The 21,775-nt window shown below is 49.2% G+C and carries 17 protein-coding genes; 15 read left to right on the top strand and 2 right to left on the bottom strand.

Features of this window, described 5'->3' with window-relative positions:
• The first annotated feature begins 636 nt into the window (after positions 1 to 636).
• From ACFVRY_RS12355 to leuS, 7 genes are all read left to right on the top strand, one after another.
• A complete protein-coding gene (locus ACFVRY_RS12355; protein WP_387500503.1) occupies positions 637 to 1,911 on the top strand; it encodes an MFS transporter in 1,275 nt (424 codons plus the stop codon).
• Between the two features lie 129 nt (positions 1,912 to 2,040).
• A complete protein-coding gene (locus ACFVRY_RS12360) occupies positions 2,041 to 2,499 on the top strand; it encodes a 2-thiouracil desulfurase family protein (RefSeq protein WP_387500504.1) in 459 nt (152 codons plus the stop codon).
• A gap of 131 nt (positions 2,500 to 2,630) precedes the next feature.
• The gene (locus tag ACFVRY_RS12365) at positions 2,631 to 3,782 is read left to right on the top strand and encodes a cysteine desulfurase family protein (RefSeq protein ID WP_387500505.1); all 1,152 of its coding nucleotides are present in this window, start codon (positions 2,631 to 2,633) and stop codon (positions 3,780 to 3,782) included.
• A gap of 96 nt (positions 3,783 to 3,878) precedes the next feature.
• Positions 3,879 to 4,400, top strand: a complete 522-nt coding sequence (locus ACFVRY_RS12370) for a PRC-barrel domain-containing protein (protein ID WP_387500506.1) — start codon at positions 3,879 to 3,881, stop codon at positions 4,398 to 4,400.
• A 14-nt stretch (positions 4,401 to 4,414) separates the two neighbouring features.
• Positions 4,415 to 4,624: a hypothetical protein gene (locus ACFVRY_RS12375; protein ID WP_066364384.1), complete on the top strand. Its 210-nt coding sequence runs from the start codon at positions 4,415 to 4,417 to the stop codon at positions 4,622 to 4,624.
• 229 nt (positions 4,625 to 4,853) lie between these two features.
• Positions 4,854 to 5,921, top strand: coding sequence for an AI-2E family transporter (locus ACFVRY_RS12380; protein ID WP_387500507.1), 1,068 nt, complete (start codon positions 4,854 to 4,856; stop codon positions 5,919 to 5,921).
• Positions 5,922 to 6,526: 605 nt separating this feature from the next.
• On the top strand, positions 6,527 to 8,977 hold the full coding sequence (leuS, locus tag ACFVRY_RS12385; RefSeq protein ID WP_387500509.1) for a leucine--tRNA ligase: 2,451 nt from the start codon (positions 6,527 to 6,529) through the stop codon (positions 8,975 to 8,977).
• Between the two features lie 109 nt (positions 8,978 to 9,086).
• On the opposite strand, the gene comER is transcribed toward leuS, so the two are convergent.
• The gene (gene comER / locus ACFVRY_RS12390; protein ID WP_387500510.1) at positions 9,087 to 9,938 is read right to left on the bottom strand and encodes a late competence protein ComER; all 852 of its coding nucleotides are present in this window, start codon (positions 9,936 to 9,938) and stop codon (positions 9,087 to 9,089) included.
• Between the two features lie 186 nt (positions 9,939 to 10,124).
• Between comER and ACFVRY_RS12395 the strand changes: the two genes are divergently transcribed.
• The 7 genes from ACFVRY_RS12395 to ACFVRY_RS12425 all read left to right on the top strand — a co-directional run bounded on the left by ACFVRY_RS12395 (position 10,125) and on the right by ACFVRY_RS12425 (position 19,657).
• The gene (locus ACFVRY_RS12395) at positions 10,125 to 10,904 is read left to right on the top strand and encodes a ComEA family DNA-binding protein (RefSeq protein WP_387500511.1); all 780 of its coding nucleotides are present in this window, start codon (positions 10,125 to 10,127) and stop codon (positions 10,902 to 10,904) included.
• A 105-nt stretch (positions 10,905 to 11,009) separates the two neighbouring features.
• Positions 11,010 to 11,528 (top strand): deoxycytidylate deaminase, encoded by a 519-nt coding sequence (locus ACFVRY_RS12400; protein WP_387500512.1) that lies wholly within the window; start codon positions 11,010 to 11,012, stop codon positions 11,526 to 11,528.
• Between the two features lie 201 nt (positions 11,529 to 11,729).
• Positions 11,730 to 14,420, top strand: a complete 2,691-nt coding sequence (locus tag ACFVRY_RS12405; protein ID WP_387500513.1) for a ComEC/Rec2 family competence protein — start codon at positions 11,730 to 11,732, stop codon at positions 14,418 to 14,420.
• A 982-nt stretch (positions 14,421 to 15,402) separates the two neighbouring features.
• Positions 15,403 to 16,554, top strand: a complete 1,152-nt coding sequence (locus ACFVRY_RS12410) for a serine hydrolase domain-containing protein (protein WP_387500514.1) — start codon at positions 15,403 to 15,405, stop codon at positions 16,552 to 16,554.
• Between the two features lie 401 nt (positions 16,555 to 16,955).
• Positions 16,956 to 17,504, top strand: a complete 549-nt coding sequence (locus ACFVRY_RS12415) for an RNA polymerase sigma factor (protein WP_387500515.1) — start codon at positions 16,956 to 16,958, stop codon at positions 17,502 to 17,504.
• A complete protein-coding gene (locus ACFVRY_RS12420; protein ID WP_387500516.1) occupies positions 17,501 to 18,562 on the top strand; it encodes a hypothetical protein in 1,062 nt (353 codons plus the stop codon). The genes ACFVRY_RS12415 and ACFVRY_RS12420 overlap by 4 nt, the downstream gene beginning before the upstream one ends.
• 81 nt (positions 18,563 to 18,643) lie before the next feature.
• On the top strand, positions 18,644 to 19,657 hold the full coding sequence (locus tag ACFVRY_RS12425) for a LacI family DNA-binding transcriptional regulator (RefSeq protein ID WP_387500517.1): 1,014 nt from the start codon (positions 18,644 to 18,646) through the stop codon (positions 19,655 to 19,657).
• Between the two features lie 98 nt (positions 19,658 to 19,755).
• Here ACFVRY_RS12425 and ACFVRY_RS12430 read toward each other — a convergent pair whose 3' ends face one another.
• Positions 19,756 to 20,706 carry a sugar kinase gene (locus ACFVRY_RS12430; RefSeq protein WP_387500518.1) on the bottom strand — a complete coding sequence of 317 codons (951 nt, stop codon included), beginning with the start codon at positions 20,704 to 20,706 and terminating at the stop codon, positions 19,756 to 19,758.
• A 372-nt stretch (positions 20,707 to 21,078) separates the two neighbouring features.
• Between ACFVRY_RS12430 and ACFVRY_RS12435 the strand changes: the two genes are divergently transcribed.
• Positions 21,079 to 21,720 carry a bifunctional 2-keto-4-hydroxyglutarate aldolase/2-keto-3-deoxy-6-phosphogluconate aldolase gene (locus ACFVRY_RS12435; protein WP_387500519.1) on the top strand — a complete coding sequence of 214 codons (642 nt, stop codon included), beginning with the start codon at positions 21,079 to 21,081 and terminating at the stop codon, positions 21,718 to 21,720.
• The last annotated feature ends 55 nt before the right edge of the window (positions 21,721 to 21,775 follow it).

The following is a 21,775-nucleotide window of genomic DNA, read 5'->3' on the forward strand; positions in this document are numbered from 1 at the left end:
TATCGCTTCCGTTCTGCCACGGCTACCACCTCTTCTGGAGTTTATTCTATTATCTATGGGTTGGATTTACCGTGTCCACTTTTTAGTCTAGTTCATTTTGTACCTTATTTTTCTTGAATATAGGCAAATGAGGGAAATAAGGGCATTATTGTATCTTATTTTTCGTAAAAGCACCCTAGAAGGGCATTCTGGAAGATTTAAGGTACAATATTGCACTTAATCTTCATTAACCCTTAGCTGCAGAGGATTTAAGGTACGAAAATGCCGTTAATTGCACTTCGATCCTTCATTAGTAGTGATAAGAGTTCTTTTTAAATAATCCACTATATGTCGTTGCAATTGATTCGCCTCCTTAACTCTCATTTCTTATGTTACTACTATCGGACCCCCCCGGGTACTTTTCAACTATACTCATTCTTTCCCCTGCTTAAGCGGCACCCAATGAATATAATTAATCTCAACTAATTTCGGAGGTGTAATCATATGCGACAGAGAAACTTGGCTGCTTGTTCACTCACAGTATGGAAAGGAAGTACAGACCGGTAGAACTTTCGCACGGCTTAGACTGGAATACATGAAGCCGGGATGAACGTGTACGGATGATTCTGCCGTGAATAGAGAGGCGGACCCGGTTTTATGAAAAGCAAGCTTAATGCAAGACATGTGTATTCCTTTATGGGATTTTGGACATCCCTTGCCAGTGCCACAATGTTTACTACCTATGCGGTGTATCAGGTCATCACACTCGGACTTAGCCCACTGCAGCTGCTGATGGTGGGTGTGGTGCTGGAGCTGACGGTATTGATTTTTGAAGGGATTACCGGTGTAATCGCGGATGTGTATAGCCGCAAATGGTCGGTGATCATCGGAATGTTCATCTTGGGCGTAGGCTTTGTAGTTGAAGGTAGTGTACAGGCGCTGGAGAGCAGCGTTCCGTTGCTTTCAGCTTTTGCGTGGCTCTTAGTGTCGCAGGTTTTCTTTGGCATTGGTTACACGTTCACGAGTGGTGCTGACATTGCCTGGATTGTAGATGAAGTTGGCGAGCAGGAGGCCGGGCGTGTTTTTCTGACCGCCAAGCGGCTGAGTCTGTTCGGAACACTGGCCGGTATTGGCATTAGCGTAGGTCTTTCTACAATCCAGTCTAATCTGCCTTACGTGGCAGCTGGCTTGATGTATCTTGTGCTGGGATTCTTTCTGATTCGGTATATGAGGGAGACGAAGTTTGTCAGACAGGAGAAGAGTGAAGGAACGCCATTTGCGCATTTGAAAAGTATGAAGGGCGCTTGGCTGTCTGGAGCAGGCATGATTCGCCGTCATCCGGTTCTGCTGATGCTGCTGCTCGTTACCGTGTTTAGTGGTGCAGCCTCGGAAGGGTATGACCGGTTATGGCAGGCCCATCTGATCACAGACATCGGTTTCCCCGAAGGAATAACGGCCTCGGTAGCAGTATGGGTCGGATTGATCGCTTTGCTGTCGACACTGGTCAGTCTGCCGGTTGTCTGGCTCGCGGAGAAAAAACTGGATATCAACAGCCGGCCGCTGTTACTCTTCAGTCTAATTGTACTGACTGCTTTGCGGATCGGAGCAATCCTGCTCATGGCGTTTGCTCCCGGCTTCGGGTGGGCGCTTGCCGCTGTGCTGCTGCACGATACGGTCATGACCCTGAACGGACCGATATACAATACATGGCTCAATCAGCACATCGAGAGTAAGTCACGGGCAACGGTGATTTCGATGATGAGCCAATCGGATGCGCTCGGTCAGTCGGCGGGAGGACCGCTGGTAGGCTGGATTGGTAACCGTTTGTCTGTCCGTGCCTCTATCGTCGCTTCAGCTGTGCTGCTGACGCCAGTTCTTGGCCTGTTTGCCAGACAGATCCGGGACCGGGCAGCAGAAAAACAGCGCGAATAAGGCGATTTTCTGGTATACTTAACAGTATAATGTTACTCAAACAAAACGGGCACCGTCCCTGATGGGGATGGTGCATCCGTTTTTTCTTGTGCCTCCAGGACATTATAATTTTTGAATAGAGGTGTTCCGGTGATTCTGGTAAGTTCATGTCTGGCAGGAATGAAAGTAAGGTATAACGGCACGGATTGCTTGCATGAAAGCATTCAGAAACTTCTGGACGAGGATAAGGCCGTGGCGGTCTGCCCAGAACTGCTGGGCGGCTTTACTACCCCACGGGAACCGGCCGAAATCGTTGGCGGAGACGGCTACGATGTACTGGAAGGAAACGCCCGGGTGATGGACAGGTCCGGAGTCGATGTGACTGAGCTGTACCTTCGTGGTGCGCACATTACGCTGGACAAGGCCCGGGAGATGGGGGCCACCGTAGTTGTATTGAAGGAGAATAGTCCGTCTTGCGGCAGCGCAATGATCTATAATGGCGAGTTTTCGGGTGAAAAGATTACCGGGGATGGCGTCACCTCTGCACTGCTGCGTAAACACGGCATCACCGTGATCTCCGAGGATCATCTGGCCGACATATTGGACTGATTGATAAAACTCTAAGTTGAATCTGTGCCTTAATATTAATCCATGCAATAACTTTTTTTGGAAAATTTTCGCCTTTGGCGTTATAATCAAATTACCAATTCCCATATCTATAGAAGTGGAGAACTTTAGCTATGAAATCCATCTACTTGGACCATGCTGCCTCAACACCGATCCATCCTGAGGTAGCGAAGGTCATGCTGAATATAATGACAGAAAGTTATGGCAATGCGTCCAGTGTGCATCAATTCGGGCGTTCGGCCAAAAGAATTTTGAACGGGGCGCGTGATTCCATCGCGGCCTTTTTAGGCTGTTTCCCCGATGAGTGGGTGTTCACTGGCGGAGGGACAGAGAGCGACAATTTGGCACTGTTCGGTGCTGCGGCTGCCTCTATAGACAAAGGTCACCATATCATTACCACGACGGTCGAGCATCATGCTGTGCTGCATACTTGCGAGGAACTGGAGCATCAAGGGTACACAGTTACTTATCTACCTGTTGATGAGACAGGCCGGGTCTCTGTAGCTGATGTGGAGGCCGCGCTGCGTGAAGACACTGTGCTGATCAGTGTGATGTATGGTAACAATGAAGTGGGCACTGTTGAGCCGATTGAAGAGATCGGCCGGTTGGCTGGGGAGCGGGGTATCCTGTTCCACGTCGATGCGGTTCAGGCACTAGGGGCATTGCCGATCAATCTGCATGAGCTTCCTGTGGACTACATGAGCTTCACCGCTCACAAAATAAATGGTCCGCAGGGCATCGGCGGTCTCTATGTACGGCGCGGTGCGCCGGTGCATCCGAGACTGCACGGAGGTCTGCAAGAACGTGGCCGGCGTGCGGGCACAGAGAATCTGGTAGGCGCCGCCGGGTTCGCGAAGGCGGTAGAGCTGGCGGTTCAGGGGCAGGAGCAGCGTAGCGCGAAGGCGCTGGAACTGCGGAAGCTGCTGCAGGATGAGCTGGAGCGTCTGGTCGGGAAGGAGGGATTCGTGGTAAACGGGAATTCCGAGCATTTTTTACCGTCAATATTGAATGTGAGCTTTCCAGGGATTCGAACCGATGTCATGCTGATGAACCTGGATATGGAGGGGATTGCCGCAGCTAGCGGTTCGGCCTGCACCTCAGGATCACTGGAGATTTCCCATGTGCTGCAAGCGATGAAGCTCCCCGGGAATCTTTTGGACACGGCGATTCGTTTTAGCACGGGTTTGGGTAATACTACTGAGGAAATAGAGTATGTTGCCCAAAAAGTTGCAACCATTTTGAATCGTCTGCGTAGTAGAGACTAGGCGTTTCTTCGGTTCTGACATGGAGTGCTGGGATTTGGGCATCTGGCTCTTTGGAATTCCAAGTACACTTCACAAGCAGGGGGACCACGAACAGCCATGAAACTTCAGGATATGATCGGCCTCGCTGTATTTGAGGTTGAAGAAGGTCAGGAAGTCGGGAAAATTGTCGATATTCTGGTGGATTCAAACTGGAATATTACGGGTATTGAACTGGAAAGCAAAACTTTTTTCACCAATCATGTGAAAGTTGTGGCATGGAACGAAATGATCGCCTATGGCGAGGATGCTGTTATGATTCGCAGTAAAGAGTCGATTGAAAAGGCAGAAGCTGACCACATACCATATACTTTTCTTCTGGGCAAACGTAAATTGAAGGATTTGCAGGTCATTACTGCAGCCGGAACGATACTGGGCCGGGTCTCCGATGTTTATTTTGACCAAAAGATGGGAAACACAATAGTAGCGCTGGAAATCAGTGACGGACTTGTGACTGATTTGATCGAAGGCCGCAAATGGCTGCCTTGTTCTGAAGAGATGTCTATCGGTGAGGATACCGTCATGGTGCCCGCGATGAGCGAAGAACGGCTACAGAAAGCCATTAATATTGTTAACGGATAGGTGGAATATATATTATGAAGTGTCCAAATTGTGGCTCTAAAGATATCGGAAAGATCGGCTCGCATCAATTTTATTGCTGGGGCTGCTTTATTGAATTAACGGTGAACGGGGAGAAAATGTCCGTGTACCAGGTGGAGGAAGACGGTACGCTCAGCTCGCTGGACGACCTCTTTCCCGGAGAAGAAATCGCCCAGGATTTCCCGCAGATTCACGCCTCTTCCTGAGTTAGTGTTGGGAATGATCTGAACAGCGGTACATAGGTCATATAACGTCAATTTCCTTTCAGCGAACTCAAGCTGCAGGGTTATTGGCGTTTTTTGGTTTTGGGCACTCTTTTTGCTCGGGAGACGGAGCCTTATTTTGGCGCTGCTGGAGTAGATGCGATTATTTTACTGCGGTAGAACATATACTTATGTACGTAGCCAGTCCAGTTATACGCAGGAGGTCACACTCATGGAGCAATGGTCCCAAAGTAAATGGTTCCGCTGGATGATCGGGGTGCTGCTCTCTCTGATCATTTTGTATTTTGTTTGGCAGCTTCGTCCGATGCTGATGGGCATTTGGGTGTTTTTAAAAGCGATTCTGGCCCCTTTTCTGGCAGCCATGATTATTTCTTATGTGCTTAATCCCGTAGTCAGCATGCTAGCCGGACGCAAAATGCCGCGAAGTGTCGCTGTTCTGCTTATATATGCCGTATTTCTGACAGCTATTGCCGTCATTGCGATCAATCTGATCCCGATGTTCATCGAACAGTTGGAAGAATTAAATGAGCATCTGCCGGAAATGACACTCCGTGCCCAGAGTTTGATGAGCGGCATGAACTCCAAGCTGATACCGCCGGGGGTGGGAATGGGGATGAACAACTGGTTTTTTCAGCTGGAAAATCGTTTGGCAGAAGGGATCTCTAACTTTCTTGATAATATCGGCTCTACCATTAACGTGCTGTTTAATGCCTTCATCGTACCGTTTCTTGTTTTCTATATCCTCAAGGACTTTGAAGTGTTTGAACGGACGATTGTCTCGTGTCTGCCAAGGTCACGGCGAAAATCGATTGTTACCCTGTTTAAAGATATTGATGAGGCGCTTGGAAATTATATTCGCGGTCAATTTCTGGTCTGCTTAATTATTGGAGTGTTTGCGTATATTGGCTATGCGATCATCGGAATGCCCTATGCGCTGCTGTTCGCCAGTGTCGTTGCGGTGTTTAATATCGTGCCCTATATGGGGCCCTTTCTCGGTGCAGCACCGGCTATTGTGATGGCTTCGACCGTCTCGCTGAAGCTCGTGCTGCTGGTTGCACTGGTGAACACCCTGTGCCAGATTGTGGAGAGTAATATTATTTCACCCCAGGTCGTGGGCCGAACGCTTCATTTGCATCCACTGCTGATTATTTTTGCCCTGCTGGTCGGAGGCGAGGTTGCCGGGATGCTTGGATTAATTCTGGCAGTGCCGTTTTTCGCGGCTGCCAAGGTCGTCATTCAGCATTTTGTAGCATATTATATTAGAAGAAAGCCGGTGTAGATGTGGTTAATGATTGACTACAGACGGGGCTATTGTATATAATGTTGTGGAATATTACGATTTATATCGTGAATAGCAGTTCAATGATGAGGAGCATTAGTTCCAGATAGACCGTTATTGCAGAGAGCCGGCACAAGGGTGCGAGCCGGTTGACGGACAGGAATGAACTCACCTCGGAGTAACGATGCAAGCCGCAGAAGTAATGCAATCCCTAGGGAAGGCATCACAATGTGTGTGAACCATCGTCGCCTCACCCCCGCTAAAGGGTGCAAAGTGAGTGGCCGGTAAAGCATATCCAGCCGCTAACTAGGGTGGTACCACGGGAATTCAGACCTCTCGTCCCTAGCGATTATACGCTAGGGATGGGAGGTTTTTTTGAAAATATAAGGATTTATATGTTTACGCTTATAAATCACTTATATTTCTCGCTGAAACGGATACCGTCCATCAGAGGACGGCTATGCCGGTTCTACTTGAATATAAGAATGTATATGCTTCGTGCAGTACATACGGCTTATATTTTTTACGAGAAACGCATGTCTTCCTCTTCTTGAGGATGGCACAGTCGTTTCTTCTAATCAGCAACACTCCAAGGAGGGCATAAGATGAGCGATAATAAAGCAAGCACGTCAGCCAATACAGGCTACCGCGCACAAACCATTGAGCCGAAATGGCAGAAATACTGGGATGAACAGAAGACTTTCAAAACTGGTGAAGAACCGGGCAAATCGAAATTTTACGCGCTGGATATGTTTCCATATCCTTCGGGTGCAGGGCTGCATGTAGGCCACCCGGAAGGCTATACGGCAACAGATATCGTTTCCCGCTATAAACGCATGCGTGGTTTCAATGTACTGCACCCAATGGGCTGGGATGCCTTTGGCTTGCCAGCAGAACAGTACGCGCTGGATACTGGACAGGACCCGCGGGAATTTACGTTCAAGAATATCGACAACTTCCGCCGTCAGATCAAGTCCCTGGGCTTCTCGTATGACTGGGACCGTGAGATCAGCACAACAGATCCGGAATATTACAAATGGACACAGTGGATTTTCATTCAGCTCTACAATCGTGGTCTGGCTTATGTAGCAGAAGTGCCGGTGAACTGGTGTGAGGCGCTGGGAACAGTGCTGGCGAATGAAGAAGTCATCGATGGCAAAAGTGAGCGCGGCGGTCATCCCGTGGTGCGCAAGCCAATGCGTCAGTGGATTCTGAAGATCACCGATTATGCGGAGCGCTTGCTTGAGGATCTGGAAGAACTGGACTGGTCCGAGAGCATCAAGGATATGCAGCGTAACTGGATCGGCAAATCAACCGGTGCGGAAGTGACCTTCGCTATCGAAGGACACGAGTCCAGCCTGCAAGTATTTACGACCCGCCCGGATACTTTGTTCGGAGCCAGCTACTGCGTATTGGCGCCAGAACATGAACTGGTAGACGTAATTACCACTGAAGCACAGCGTGCAGCGATTTCGGAATACCGTGAGAAGGCTTCGCGCAAGAGTGACCTGGAACGTACTGATCTGGCAAAAGAGAAGACCGGCGTATTTACCGGAGCTTATGCGATTAACCCGGTTAATGGTGCGCAGGTGCCAATCTGGATTGCCGATTATGTACTGGCCGGTTATGGAACAGGAGCTATTATGGCTGTGCCGGGTCATGATACACGCGACTGGGAATTCGCGAAGCAATTCGGTCTGAACATCGTAGAGGTTGTGCAAGGCGGCAACATTGAAGAAGAAGCTTACGCAGGAGACGGCCCGCACGTTAATTCCGGGTTCCTGGATGGTCTGAATAATGCAGAAGCTATCGCCAAGATGATTTCTTGGTTGGAAGAGAACGGCAAAGGTCAAGGCAAAGTGACTTATCGACTGCGCGACTGGTTGTTCAGCCGTCAGCGGTATTGGGGTGAGCCAATTCCAATCCTGCATTTGGAAGATGGAACGATGAAGACTGTACCAGAAGATCAGTTGCCACTGATGCTGCCGGATGTTGATGTCATCAAGCCGTCCGGCACAGGAGAATCTCCGCTGGCCAACGTGACCGAATGGGTAGAGACTGTTGATCCCGAGACCGGTATGAAAGCGCGCCGCGAGACCAACACCATGCCGCAATGGGCAGGCAGCTGCTGGTACTATCTGCGTTATATTGATCCACACAATGACAAGGAAATTTGCTCGCCAGAGAAGCAGAAAGAATGGCTTCCTGTGGATCTCTATATCGGCGGAGCAGAGCATGCGGTGCTTCACTTGCTGTATGCCCGTTTCTGGCATAAGGTGCTGTATGATCTGGGCGTAGTGCACACCAAGGAGCCATTCCACAAACTGGTGAACCAAGGTATGATCCTCGGAGACAACAATGAGAAGATGAGTAAATCGCGTGGTAACGTTATTAATCCGGATGAGATCGTGGAAGCTTTTGGCGCAGACACACTGCGTGTCTATGAAATGTTCATGGGACCCCTTGAAGCTACCAAGCCTTGGAACGAGAAGGGCGTGGAAGGTATCCACCGCTTCTTGTCCCGGGTATGGCGCTTGTTCGTGAACGAGGACGGCAGCTTGAGCAGCAAGATTACAGGTGATGGTGGTAGTGACGAGTTCAAACGGACCTGGCACAAGACATTGAAGAAGGTCACTGAGGACTTCGAGCACCTGCGTTTCAATACGGCGATCAGCCAGCTCATGATCTTCATCAACGACGCTTACAAGCAGGAGACGCTGTCTGCGGAAGCGGCTGGGAACTTCGTTCAAATGCTGTCGCCTCTGGCGCCTCACCTTGCGGAAGAGCTGTGGCAGCTACTGGGTCATGAAGGTGGCATCAGTTATGTAGCTTGGCCAACTTATGATGAGGCATGGACGGTGGATGCTGAGGTTGAGATTGTCGTGCAGGTAAACGGCAAAATCGTACAACGCGCCCTGATCCCGCAGGATATGAGCCAAGAAGACATGCAGGCCCACGCGCTTGCACTCCCGAACGTGAGTGCAGCCGTTGAAGGTAAGACCGTACGCAAAATTATTGCCGTTCCCGGCAAGCTTGTAAATATCGTAGTGGGTTAAGCGAAGAACGCAATTTTACCCGCAGCATCGGAGTGATCCGTGCTGCGGGTTTTATTTTGCGGAATACGGGTGAAGCAGTCTGAACGGGGCTTCTTTTCGTGGGAAGTTACTAGCTATCTAGTGAGTTTTTGGGAGTGTCGTCCAATGCGAAGAGCAGATTCAGCTTGTCGACATCCTCGTCGTATTTGTCATGGGTTGTAGAGATCAACTTCTCGAAGACACCATCTAAACTGTGGCGCAAATGGTTCAGCGCTTCCGCTGTTATACCGCCGGGAACGGCGACCCGTTCCTGCAGCTCCTGCGGGCTGAAGTTTCCTTCGGTCAGCAGCTTACCTGTGCCAAGTAACATTTCACCGGCCAGGCGACTGATTAAATTTCCGTCAATACCGGTTGCGACGATAGCGGTATTGATCCAGCGCTCTATGAAATAGCTCAGAAAAGCAGGTCCGCAGCTGGAGAAATCAGAAGCAATTCGAGTATGGGCTTCGTTGATCTCTATAGGAACGCCGATAAATGACAGAAGACTGAGCAGCTTCTGCCTGTCATCCGTATTTAGCCGACTGCCAAAGATGCAAAGTGAAGAGCCGCTCTTGACGCTGTGCGTAATGCTGGGAATCACCTTGGCGATTTTGGATGGCAGAACGCCTTCCAGATGATGCAGCTGCACAGGGCTAGTAATGGAGACTACAATTTGCTCTTTCGTCAAGATAGAGCCGATCTCATCCGTTAACGTTTTGAATTCCAGGGGCTTCACGCATATAAAAAGGATATCGCTTCCGCCAGCGGTCTCGCTGTTGCTGCCGCATAGTTCGATACCGGGATGTCGCGCTTGAAGTTGCAACAGCCTGCCCGGGCTGCGGTTGCTGGCCAGCACCTGACTTGGCTCCAGTGCACCGGAGGAAATGAACGCGTCAATCAACAGACTGCCCATGCTGCCGGTTCCGATAAATCCTATCTTCATCCTAAAGTTCCTCCTTTCCCATGTTGCTTTTTTGAGGAATGACATGAATTCTCTTCGTTATATGTATGCAGGGTAGCCTTGGACTCATGACAGGTTTTGTATAAAACAACAAGAGTTTATATTGCATAGGTTGTATTTATATTCAAAAAAACGAATAGAAGGATGCAGAGAAAGGAGCGAGGTTAGGTGAATAAAGGAACAATCATTGGTGGAATAGCCGCGGCGCTGATTGGCAGCGCTCTGATATGGACTGCGAGCGGCAGTAGTTCCGGTATAGCTGGTTGGGAGACGCTTAACGTAAGCATGGGGGAGGCTATTGGGGTTCCCGTTCATGAGGAAGCAAAAGTGCCAGCTGGTGAAAAAGGCGGCCAGGACAAGGGGGCTTTGTCCGAGTCTGTTCAGCCAGGGGCGGAAGGGGCTGCGGCAAAAGCACCTGTTGCATTGGGGGGCGCAGCTGATGCGGCGGGGGCAAACACAGGGGCGGCGTTGCCTGCAGGAGCTGCAAATGCCACAAATGCTACAGATGCTGCGAACGTTGCAAGTTCTGCAAACGATACAAATGCTGCGAATGCAGTTTCTCCGTCAGGGCAGCAGACGTCTGTGGATGGACAAGCACCGGGCCAGCCGGGTGCCGGAGTGAGTGCTGGAGCAAGTGTTGGAGCAAATGCTGAAACGAGTGCTGGGGCAAGCGCTGAAGTGGGTGCTGGAGCAGGTGCTGGAGTGAGCGCTGCTGCAGCTGCTCCTCCTGCCCCGCCACCCGCTGCCCCGGCTTCCGGTCTGATCAACGTGAATACGGCAACTGTAGCGGAATTAAGGAATTTACCAGGGATCGGGGAGAAGAAGGCGCAGGCCATTATCGATTATCGTAGCAGCAAAGGTGCTTTCAGAGGCGCGACTGACCTGGGCAAGGTTAAGGGGATCGGGCCAAAGGTGCTGGAGAAACTACGGCCACTGGTGACTTTTTAATGGAACCCTTCATGAGCAGGGAGGACTTGTTATCTAGTGCATACATGCGGTGATGTGCTACAATAGTAAACAAATATTTTGAAGTAGAGAAGATGGAGATGGAAGATGACTGTAGTCAAACGCAAAAACTGGGATACCTATTTTATGGACATTGCTTGCATGGTTTCGACCCGTTCGCGTTGTAATCGTCGTCATGTCGGTGCTGTGCTGGTGCAGGGCAAGAAGCTGCTGGGTACCGCCTATAATGGCGCCCCGATGGGAGTGCCGGATTGCTCGGAAGCCGGCTGTATGATCTCGGAGACGGTTGAGATGGCTGTAGTGGACGGTATCGAAACGATGGTCAAGAAGCAGCGCTGTATTCGCACGATCCATGCGGAGCAGAATCTGCTGCTGTTCACAGACCGGATTGACCGTGAAGGCAGTACCGTGTATGTCACTGATGAGCCCTGCTGGACCTGTGCCAATATGCTGGCCAACAGCGGGATTGTAGAGATCGTGTACTATCGTCCTTACCGGAAGGATATGGAGAAAGTCCAGGCCATGATGGCCTCCAAGGGAATTATATTCCGTCAGTTGGAGAGCTATGAGCCACCGCCGGAGACGATGATCACGGTATCGGAATAAACCGGAAACCACGAATTAAATAAGGGATGAACCGGGGGGAAGAACCTCTGTAGACGCATGATTGGTGCGGATACAGGGGTCTTTTTTTATGTTTAGACAAGATGATTGGCATTTGTTGCCGATAAATTTCAATGGATTTGAAGGATCAGAAGGACGAATGCATTCTGTTCTGCTGGATGCAAAGAGAGGGAGGGCGAGAGTTTGAAAGCTAGACCGTTGTTAAGCTTTACTGTATGCTGGGTGATCGGCAGCACTGCGGCCTGCTTGTATTCCGGGAGCAGACTGCTTCTTGCCGGGGCCGGATTATTATTGCTGCTCGCGGCGCTGGCCTGTACGGGGAGGCTGGGTCTGAAATATGCCGCAGTATTGGCACTAGCCTTGATTCTGTCGGGTGGCTACTGGGAATGGAACGAAGTTCATCATGTTAGCCGGCTTCTAGAAGCTCTTCAGTTACAGCCTACGGAGACGAGAGAGATAGAAGTACAGGCAGAGGGATTCATAACTTCTCCGGTGGATCGCGACGGGGATCGTGCAGATTTTACAATGAAAGTATCGGGGATTACTCGTAGTGGAGAGTTAGGAGGACAGGAAGGGGGGAGCCCCGGCAGTGGTCCTGATCACATCGGATTACAACGCAGCGGGAAGACTGGTGGCTCAGGGTCAGGGGAGCAGATTGCTGTGCAGGTGAAATTGCAGGCCGAATCGGAGATTGAGATAGCTGCTGCGTGGAAGCGGGGCGACCTTGTAAAGCTGACAGGTGTACTGGAGCAGCCCCAGGAAGCCCGGAACTTTGGCGGTTTCGACTATAGAGCCTACCTCCAGACTCGGGACATCTACTGGTTGCTGAAAGTAACGGGAGCAGAGACAGTGGAGACAGCGCCACCGGCATCTTGGAGTCTGTCTACGGTGTTACGCTGGAATGATGGAGTCCGGGCAACGCTTGGTGCAGAACTGGATCGTTTATTTCAAAAGCTACACTCAGGGTATATGAAAGGCTTAATTATCGGAATGCAGGATGACCTTGATCCTGATACGTTCCGGCAGTTCTCCCAGTTGGGATTGACGCACATTCTCGCGATATCAGGGATGCATGTAGCAGTGTATGTAGGTGCTATTCTATTTATTTTAAAGCGCTGTCGTCTGACCCGAGAGACGACGTTAACCGTTACGTTCATGCTTGTACCTGTGTATGTGCTTTTGTCCGGGGCGGGACCTTCGGTCATTCGCGCCGGACTGATGAGCATGATTGCTTTGGCTGCTGCGCGTGCCGGGATTCTAAAAGACGGCCTAAACATTCTCTGCGCCTCCGCGCTCGTCATGCTGATCTGGAATCCCTATATGCTGGTAAATGTCAGCTTCCAGTTGTCGTTCCTGGTGACGGCCGGGCTGATGATTTATGTACCGCTGGCGGATGTTTTGCTGCGGAGACTGCCTCGCTGGCTAAGGAGTGCTGTATCCGTAACTATAGTCGCGCAGTTTATTTCTTTTCCACTCACCATCTACTATTTTAACCAATTTTCCCTGATGTCCTTCATTGCCAATCTCGTGCTGGTGCCCTTTATTACCTTTGTTATTTTGCCGCTTGGCACTGTCGCGCTGCTACTGGGGCGTTTATGGGGGGATGCGGCAAGCTTGCTGGCCACCGTTACAGAGCTGCTGAATAATCTCACCTTTGGCTTAGTAGAGTGGATCAACGGATTTCCCAGCGGGGTGATGATCTGGCGTTCACCTTCTCTGCTATGGATCTGTGTCTATTACGTCCTGCTCTTCGGCCTACTGTACTTCGCCAAGCTGCGGATCGAAACGCGGGATAGGGCAAGGCAGTATACAGAAGACGAGACAAGACCATTGGCGGAATCAATGGAGTCTGAAAGAGTCCGGAGTGTGGGCGGAATTAGAGAACTGTCAACGATGTACACCGGATGGAGGGCACCAGCGCTGCGATGGAGTGGGATAATCCTGTTTGCGATGTTTGCAGGATTTAGTCTGCTATTGTATCAGGGCTATCAACCAGATCAGCTTCCGGGTGGCGGAAGCATCAGTTATCTCGACATTGGGCAGGGCGACAGCACTCTGATCACAACCCCAGGCGGGTCTCACATCCTGGTGGACGGCGGCGGGACAGTCAGTTTTGGCAAAAAAGAGGAGTGGCGTATCCGCCGTAATCCATTCGAGGTAGGGGCCAAGGTGCTGGTTCCGCTTCTTAAAAAGCGCGGCATTCACCGCTTGGACGCCATCATTCTGACCCATGCCGATCAGGATCACGCCGGAGGGTTACAGGCTGTGCTGGAGAATATCCCGGTCTCTGCCTTTTTATTCAACGGAACTATGGCCGAGCAGGATTCCTATAAGAAGCTGATGCGGACCGCACTGGAAGCCGGTGTCCGGCTGTATGCTGTACATCAGGGGATGGAGCTGGCACCGGATAAAGCGACACGCTTATTTTTCCTGTGGCCGCAGCCGCTGGACGAAGGAGAAGGTCCTCTTCCAGAGACGGACAACCAGAATCATGCCTCCGTGGTCTTTCGCCTGAATATGAATGAGCGGAATTTCCTGTTTACAGGGGATATGGATATGGAGGCAGAAGAAGAGATTGTCGCCCAGGGGGGAGCATTGGGATTTCGCACTGGACCGCAGGTCGATGTTCTAAAGGCGGCGCATCATGGTAGCAAGACCTCGACGGGCGAGGAGTGGCTGCGGTTCTGGCAACCAGCGGCTACCGTCATCTCTGCGGGCGTTAACAACATGTACGGACATCCAGCGCCAGTGGTGATGGAACGCCTGACCGACAGTGGCACAGCGGTGTATCGCACGGATCAGCAGGGTGAGATACAGATGAAGGTTACGAGGAATGGGATTAAGGTGAGGCATAAGCTGGATGTGGGGGAATGAGATTGAACAGCCATTTTTGACACGTTGTCGGACTTGCTTGGGTGAAGGCACCTGTTGATGTCTCAGTTGAATGAAACTGCTGGTCATATTATCTCTTCTTCCAATGCATAGCGCTACATAGCATGCTTTGAATTCTTACACAGCAAGGAATATGAAAGCGCGATGGCGAATAAGAAAAATATGGTCTTTGTTTCTTGCTTATATACCGTGAAGGAAACATATCTGAAAATACGACAGACTGTGTGTGCATTTTTCGAATAAACAGGCAAATGATAAGAGCAAATCATGGATAACTACTAATGGATTCATGATAACAGCTCCAGCGAGTGATCTTGAAGAAGCGATTACTATGTCTATTTGTGGTTGATTCGTGTTTTGATACATGAAGCGGACTCAGGTGACGTTATTTATACTAAAGCAGGAGAGCTGGACAAGTTATTGCATTGGTAAGGTCAGTGGAGTCCGCTACTAGATAAGGGTAAGTGATGTTTTAGTGTTAATTTTAAAAAAACTAATATTTCAGATTTATGTGAGAATTCCCGATAATTATATTTATATAGGGATGTTGTCATTAAGCTGAAAGGGTGTTCTACATAGAAAAGTATATGAAAGTAATTATTTCTATTCTTTTATCCCAAGTAACGAAAAAGCTATGGCCATATACATGGGGGTATTAGTGATTAGTTTGCTGGGATTTATTTTAACATTACTATTATCAAAAATGTATTTCTATATGAAGATTTCTCTCTTTAATTAAGAGTTGTATAGCCTCTGACGAATTTTTCAGGTGTGTTGTAATCATGAATGTTTAGCCTAAACGTCGTCGTTGAGTGGGTGGGAGAAAGATTACAGGGATGCTGCTTAGGAATTACCGTTCCTCTATGCAAGAGGAGGTATATCATCCAACGCATGTATTGATGTTCTATTTTGAATGCGGTTACATATTCTGTGTGAGTTAAACTTTCGAATGGAGGAAGGACACGTGAACTTTTCAAAATTAGAGGCGTATTTAGATTCGTTCTATAAAGAGAAGAATGTCCCTGGTCTGGGGCTTGCTATGTACCACAAGCATCAGCCAGTATTTGAGCATTATGCCGGGTTTTCTGACGTAGAGAATGGAGTGCGTTTCGGCCAGGACACGATTTTTCGGTTGTATTCTGCAACGAAGGTAATCACATGTACGGCACTTCTGCAATTGTATGAGGCAGGGAAGTTCCGGCTTGACGATCCATTGTCCGCCTATATCCCGGAATACAAGCATATGACCGTACGGCATACGCTCAAGGATGGATCGGAGGAGCTTCGGCCTGCACAACATCCCATCACCATCGAGCACCTGTTCAGTATGACAGCAGGGATCGATCAACGGGATACGAAGGATACGCTTCGTGTGATTGAAGAGTCGAACGGGGAAGGCAAAACGCTAGATGTGATTAAGGCGTTAGCGAGCGAACCGCTCATTTTCGAACCGGGATCACGTTTCAAATACGGTGCTTGTCATGAAGTACTAGGGGCTCTGATTGAAGTGCTGTCTGGACAAACATTTGGGACCTATCTTCAGAACAATATTTTTGATCCGCTTGGAATGAAAAATACTTCTTTCCAGCTGAAGGATGAGAAGCGCTTCTGCAAGCTGTATAATCACTTCAATGGGCAGAACCATACGCATGAAAGCATCGGCGAACATTTTAATCTACAGCCAGGCAGTGCTTATGAGAACGGTGGAGGCGGGTTATATTCGACCGTTCCGGACTATATTATGTTTGCCGAGGCGTTATGCAATTATGGTCTGGCCCCGAATGGCGAGCGGATTTTGAGCAAAGGGACTATTAACGAGATGAGAACAAGACGCCTGAACCCGCAGGCACAGCAGGATTTTGCCCAATTCGGTGGTGTGTACAAAAGCGGTTATAGTTACGGGCTCGGGGTACGCACACTGGTTGAGCGGGAGGAAAATAACGCTCTAAGCCTTAACGGGGAGTTTGGGTGGGATGGCGCCCGCGGTTGTTATGTTGTTGTAGATCCGGAAGCTGAGGTGGCATTGTTCTATGCACAGCAAGAGAGTGGTTCTCCGTGGTTCCGTTGGCACGGCACCATCCGCAACTACGCTTATGCCAGTGTGTGGGAAGATTAAGTTCGCAAATGGGTAGAACAGCGGGATGAGCGTTTGATCATGACCTCATTCCGCTTCATATCATTTATGGCGACGCTACCTCTTTTTTGATGGCTATTTTCACTAAAAGTCTATTAGGAACGGTCGGGATTGGCATATTAACGGTTATGATACTGTGCTTCCTGCTTTAGTGATCTGCATACATAGCACTTAACTATAAAATGTTATACATGCAGTACAATGGGCATTCACGCCTGTTGTATTTTTTCTTTTTTTAGGGGCTATAGGTCCTGCTGCGGAAGAAGAGTTAAAAGGCAAAGAAGGATGAACAACGTGTGGATTAATTTTTAAAGTATATTTTTATGAAAACAGGGAACTTTTTGCATTCTGAAAAGTCATATTGGGCAAGAGGTGAGATACAGGTGCAAAGTAATGAGGCGGGTTATATGGCCAAAGCTGGCTATGCTCCAGCTGTGACGCTACGGGAAATGATGGAGGAATACGGTTCGGATGTGTGGAACTATGCGTTCTTCTTGACCCGCAGCCGCGAACAGGCAAATGATATCAGTCAGGAGGTTTTTCTGAAGGCGTTCCGAAGCATCGGGAAATTCCGCGGGGACTCTTCGCTTAAAACGTGGTTGCTGACGATTACTAGGAACACGGCTTTCAGCTATGGTAAAAGCAACTTTTTGCGCAGATTCATCACACTGGATACGAAGCAGCATCTGCCGGGCGAAGTCCGATCTGCAGAGCAGGAAGCGCTGGGCAATGCGTATGCTAACCGGATTTGGGAGATCATCATGGCGCTCCCGAAGAAGAACAGAGAAGTGTTGGCACTCGACATCCAGCATGGATTATCCATTGCTGAAATGGCGAAGCTGCTGGGAGTAGCAGAAGGAACCGTCAAGTCACGCCTGGCGCGAGCCCGGGATAAGGTGCGGATCGCCATCAAGGAGGAGGAGCGGGAATGAAGGATAAAGCTGGTAGAGAAATTATGAAGATTGAAGATACGAACTGGTACAGAAATGCAGGAAAGCAACCCCTGCGAGAACAGGGCTTCACACCGGAACTTATGCTACGAATCGAACAGGCGGCAGCACATCGTAATTCCCGGGATTTTATTAAATTCAACTTAGGGAAGAGTAGGGTGTTGACCGGGCTTGCTGCTGCATTGCTGGTTCTCTTTTTATTATGGCCAAAAGATGGAATCCAGCAGGGAGACCTGAATTCGGAATCTGCAATAAAGTCCCAGTCAGCTACTTCGTCACAACCATTCCCATCTCCTGGAGCAACAAAGTATTTGCCTACCTTTAATTCAGCTGACTTTGAATTTAATGGAAAGAACTATTTTATGACTCTTCCCCTTGATAGAGACAGGAACGGTTCCTATGCGGCTGATACCTCGGAAGGGATCCTGTGGTCACCGGCTCCGCCGATGAAGAAGCACACAAAAACAAAGCTTCTGTATCCCACGGAGCCATACACATTATATTTGAGCTCCAAGGAACAGACGGAGTTGTCGCCCTATGTAGCTCGCAGAGTATATACCTTCCCGCTATACGCTGGGGGGGCTCAGGCCTATAACTTTTTGGTAGGTATATATGGTTTTGGAGAGAATGTCTTTCTGATCACTGGTGCACAAAATGTAGATGAAATTACAGCTTTCCCATTAAGGATATCTATGCTGAATATGGAGCAAGTGGCGTCCGGTAAACTTGTTAAACCAAGGGAATTATTCACATTAGAGACTTCATCTAACGATCAAAATAAATCGTTTCTCGCGTTTGATCAACAAGGTCAAAGCATTCTGCTAGTGGATATTGCAACCGGGCAGAGTGAGAATGATAAAGATAGGGTTAGGCTTTATGACTTGAAGTCTCAAACTATGCGTGAATTGGATACCGCCATCGAAATGGGAAAGGAGGGTTCCGTTGTCATAGCACAATATAAATTAGTTGGGGTGAAACGCTCGGCGGAAATCTTCATGAAGATTGGATGGCAATGGTATGCGGACGGAGCCCGGCAATAATCCGGCCTGTAGAAATATTCCCGAGAAAAAGCTATACTTTTCCTTAAAGTGTGTTCTTTAGAGAAGAGTGGAGCGGAAGAAATGAAGAAATTAACGATTGATGATGTGGCCCGGAAGGCGGGAGTTTCCAAAAGCACCGTCTCCCAATTTCTAAATCAGCGTTTTAAATATATGAGTGAGGCTACTAAAAACCGGATTGCCGCGGTCATTGAGGAGCTGAAGTACCAGCCGAACGGGCTAGCCCGTAGTCTGAAGCAGAACCGGACGCACATGGTCGGCATTATTGTGGCTAATATCGATTATACACTGTCCATTCACTGCATTCGGGCGATCGAAAGCGAACTTCAGCAGCATGGCATACAGGTGATTATTTGCAATGCGGACGAAGATGCTGAAAAAGAAGCGAAGTATGTGGAGACACTGCTTGCACGTCAGGTGGACGGGTTGATTATTTTCCCGGCAGGGCAGGACGGGTCCGCTTATGCTCATCTAGTAGACGAAGCCTTCCCGCTTGTCTTTATGGATCGGCTGGTAGAGGGGGTATCCACACAAAGCTTGCTGCTCGACAACGAAATGGCAGTGAAGCTTGCCGTTGGGGAACTCACGCGCCAGCGGCATGAACGAATTGCTCTGCTGACGTTGCCGTTGGGTGAACATTCTATCACGCCCCGCAAGGAGCGGCTGGGCGGTTACAAGCGAGCCATGGAGGAAGCCGGACTGGAGCTGCGGGAGGAATACATTGTCAGTGCTGCCAGGGAGAATATCTCTGCCGAGCTGGACCGCCTTACAGCGCTGCCCCAGCCACCGACAGCTGTGCTCGCCGCCAATGATATCGTGTTGGCTGAGATTCTGAAATATGCTAACCGACAATCTGTCTCCATCCCAGAACAGCTTTCGGTTATCGGTATTGATGATGCTGAGTTTGCTCACATCTACAATCCGGTCATTACGACGATTTCCCAGCCCGCTTACGAGATGGGTGTACAGGCTGCCCGGATCATGTTGTCCTGTATAGAGGATAAGGGGGCGAATGTACCGATTACCTACCGTTTTGTTCCATCCCTGGAGCAAGGGCAGTCGGTCAAGATGCTATAAGTGTAAGATCACAACTTGAATGAGCACAGCCGGACGGTCCGCAGACCTTCCGGCTTTCTTTGCATCCTGAGTTCATATCATGCAACGATCGGGCCGCTCTACAGACTCTGCCCCATAAATTGCTCCAGCCTCTCGCGGGTCGGGAGTCCGTCCATGTCCCCCGGGGACATCACGGCCAATGCTCCAATGGCATTGCCTCGCTTCACGGCTTCAGCCGCAGGCAGCTTTTCCAGTAGTCCGCTTATTACACCAACGGCAAACCCATCCCCTGCACCCACGGTATCCACAACCTGATCCACTTTAAAACCCTTCACGTACCCTTCTTCTTGTGCCGACTTAAAATATGCGCCTTCCGGTCCTAGCTTGACGACGACGAGCGGTACACTCCGTGCCAAATAGTAATCGGCAATCTCTTCAGGTGTATCCAGCCCGGTAAGAATTCGCCCTTCGTTCAGCCCTGGCAGGAACCAGTGACAGCGCGTAGCGAGATCGTTGATTGTGCTAACCATCGTATCTGTGTCAGGCCATAGTGCCGGGCGCAAATTGGGATCGAGGGAGACGGTTTTGCCTTTACTTTTCATAAAATCCATAGCGTGCACGGAGAATTCGCGGCAGCTTTGAGACAAAGCAGCTGAAATGCTGGTGGCATGCAGGTGGTCAGCAGCGGCGAAGTAGGACTCGTCAAAATCAGTCAGACTGAGTCTGGACGCGGCGGAATGTTTGCGGAAATATTCTACTTTGGGATCGCCGGAGATGACCTTGGACTTGATCAGCATTCCTGTGGATTGTTCCTTAGTAACCGAAATATGGCTCGTATCTATGTTCTCTTTGTTTAACGCATCAGCTATAAAAGTGCCAAAGTTATCTTGACCAAGCTTGGTCACGTACCCGGTCGGATGTTCCAGGCGGGACAGGCCGACAGCGACATTGCTTTCTGCCCCGGCAAGGCCTTTGGAGAACGAAAATACTTCGTGCAGTGGTCCGGTCTCATTGGCATAGAACATAGCCATCGGTTCGCCGAAAGTAACGGCATTTAGATGTTTATTCATATACTGCTCCTCCTCGGGGGAAGTGGTAAGTTTCTGTAATAACGATTGTTAAATTGAAATTATCACATAAATCGGTTTTGTACAATAACTCATTGCGTTTAGTCGATTATTTTAAAAAGGAATTCATAATAAAATATCGTTGTATTTCCCTTATTTATAAGGATAATAAGGAGTTATAATAATATCTTTCTAGTTTCCATTCGAAAAAAATCATTGACTGTTAGCGCTATTATTATTACTATTTCATTAACGAATTCTGAAAATAATTAGTAAATCTAATAAAATAATTTATCTAAATTATGCTGATTAATTTACTTCTATAACTGCTGCATTCAGATGCTCTGCTCGCGGAGCAAGGGAGGGGAGTTCAAAATGAAGAAGATAAAAGTATTGCAGAATATGGCGTCCGTAGGTGTGGTGGCGGTGATTCGAGCGGATCATCCAGAGGATGCTTATAAGATGTCGGCAGCTTGTATTGACGGCGGACTGAATAATATTGAAGTGACGTTCACAACGCCTTCCGCAGATGTTGCGATTAAGAGGCTGGTTGCAGAATACGGAGACCGTGCGGTGATTGGTGCTGGAACGGTGCTGGACCCGCTGACGGCGAGAATTGCTATTTTGGCAGGCGCGGAATTTGTGGTCAGTCCTTCTTTTGAAGAAGAAACGGCGAAAATGTGCAATCTCTATAGCATTCCTTATATGCCTGGTTGTATGACGCTGAACGAGATGAAGGAAGCGCTGAAGTTTGGTGCGGATGTGCTCAAGCTGTTCCCCGGCAGTGCCTTCGGCCCAGATTATATCAAGGCAGTCAAAGGACCGATGCCTTATGTGAACATCATGCCGACGGGCGGGGTGGATCTGAACAACATGGACAAATGGATTAACGGAGGCAGTCTCGCTGTCGGAATCGGGGGCAATCTGACGGCTCCGGCAAAGGAAGGACGCTACGATCTCATCACGGAACTGGCAGCCCAATATGTAGCCAAATTCAAGGAGATCAAGGGCGCATAAGCTGTTTTAGAAGATGCGCATAACAAGGGTAATGAATCAATAATGAGGCTGGTGG

Source organism: Paenibacillus sp. NPDC057934, from assembly GCF_042887565.1.
In the GTDB taxonomy this organism is placed as follows: Bacteria; Bacillota; Bacilli; order Paenibacillales; family Paenibacillaceae; genus Paenibacillus_AQ.

Bases quoted from the DNA above. Each gene is read 5' to 3' on its own strand.
- ACFVRY_RS12365 (WP_387500505.1), top strand. From the start codon at position 2,631: ATGAAATCCATCTACTTGGACCATGCTGCCTCAACACCGATCCATCCT.
- ACFVRY_RS12380 (WP_387500507.1), top strand. From the start codon at position 4,854: ATGGAGCAATGGTCCCAAAGTAAATGGTTCCGCTGGATGATCGGGGTG.
- ACFVRY_RS12435 (WP_387500519.1), top strand. From the start codon at position 21,079: ATGAAGAAGATAAAAGTATTGCAGAATATGGCGTCCGTAGGTGTGGTG.
- ACFVRY_RS12400 (WP_387500512.1), top strand. From the start codon at position 11,010: ATGACTGTAGTCAAACGCAAAAACTGGGATACCTATTTTATGGACATT.
- ACFVRY_RS12425 (WP_387500517.1), top strand. From the start codon at position 18,644: ATGAAGAAATTAACGATTGATGATGTGGCCCGGAAGGCGGGAGTTTCC.
- ACFVRY_RS12370 (WP_387500506.1), top strand. From the start codon at position 3,879: ATGAAACTTCAGGATATGATCGGCCTCGCTGTATTTGAGGTTGAAGAA.
- ACFVRY_RS12375 (WP_066364384.1), top strand. From the start codon at position 4,415: ATGAAGTGTCCAAATTGTGGCTCTAAAGATATCGGAAAGATCGGCTCG.
- ACFVRY_RS12430 (WP_387500518.1), bottom strand. From the start codon at position 20,706: ATGAATAAACATCTAAATGCCGTTACTTTCGGCGAACCGATGGCTATG.
- leuS (WP_387500509.1), top strand. From the start codon at position 6,527: ATGAGCGATAATAAAGCAAGCACGTCAGCCAATACAGGCTACCGCGCA.
- ACFVRY_RS12420 (WP_387500516.1), top strand. From the start codon at position 17,501: ATGAAGGATAAAGCTGGTAGAGAAATTATGAAGATTGAAGATACGAAC.
- comER (WP_387500510.1), bottom strand. From the start codon at position 9,938: ATGAAGATAGGATTTATCGGAACCGGCAGCATGGGCAGTCTGTTGATT.
- ACFVRY_RS12355 (WP_387500503.1), top strand. From the start codon at position 637: ATGAAAAGCAAGCTTAATGCAAGACATGTGTATTCCTTTATGGGATTT.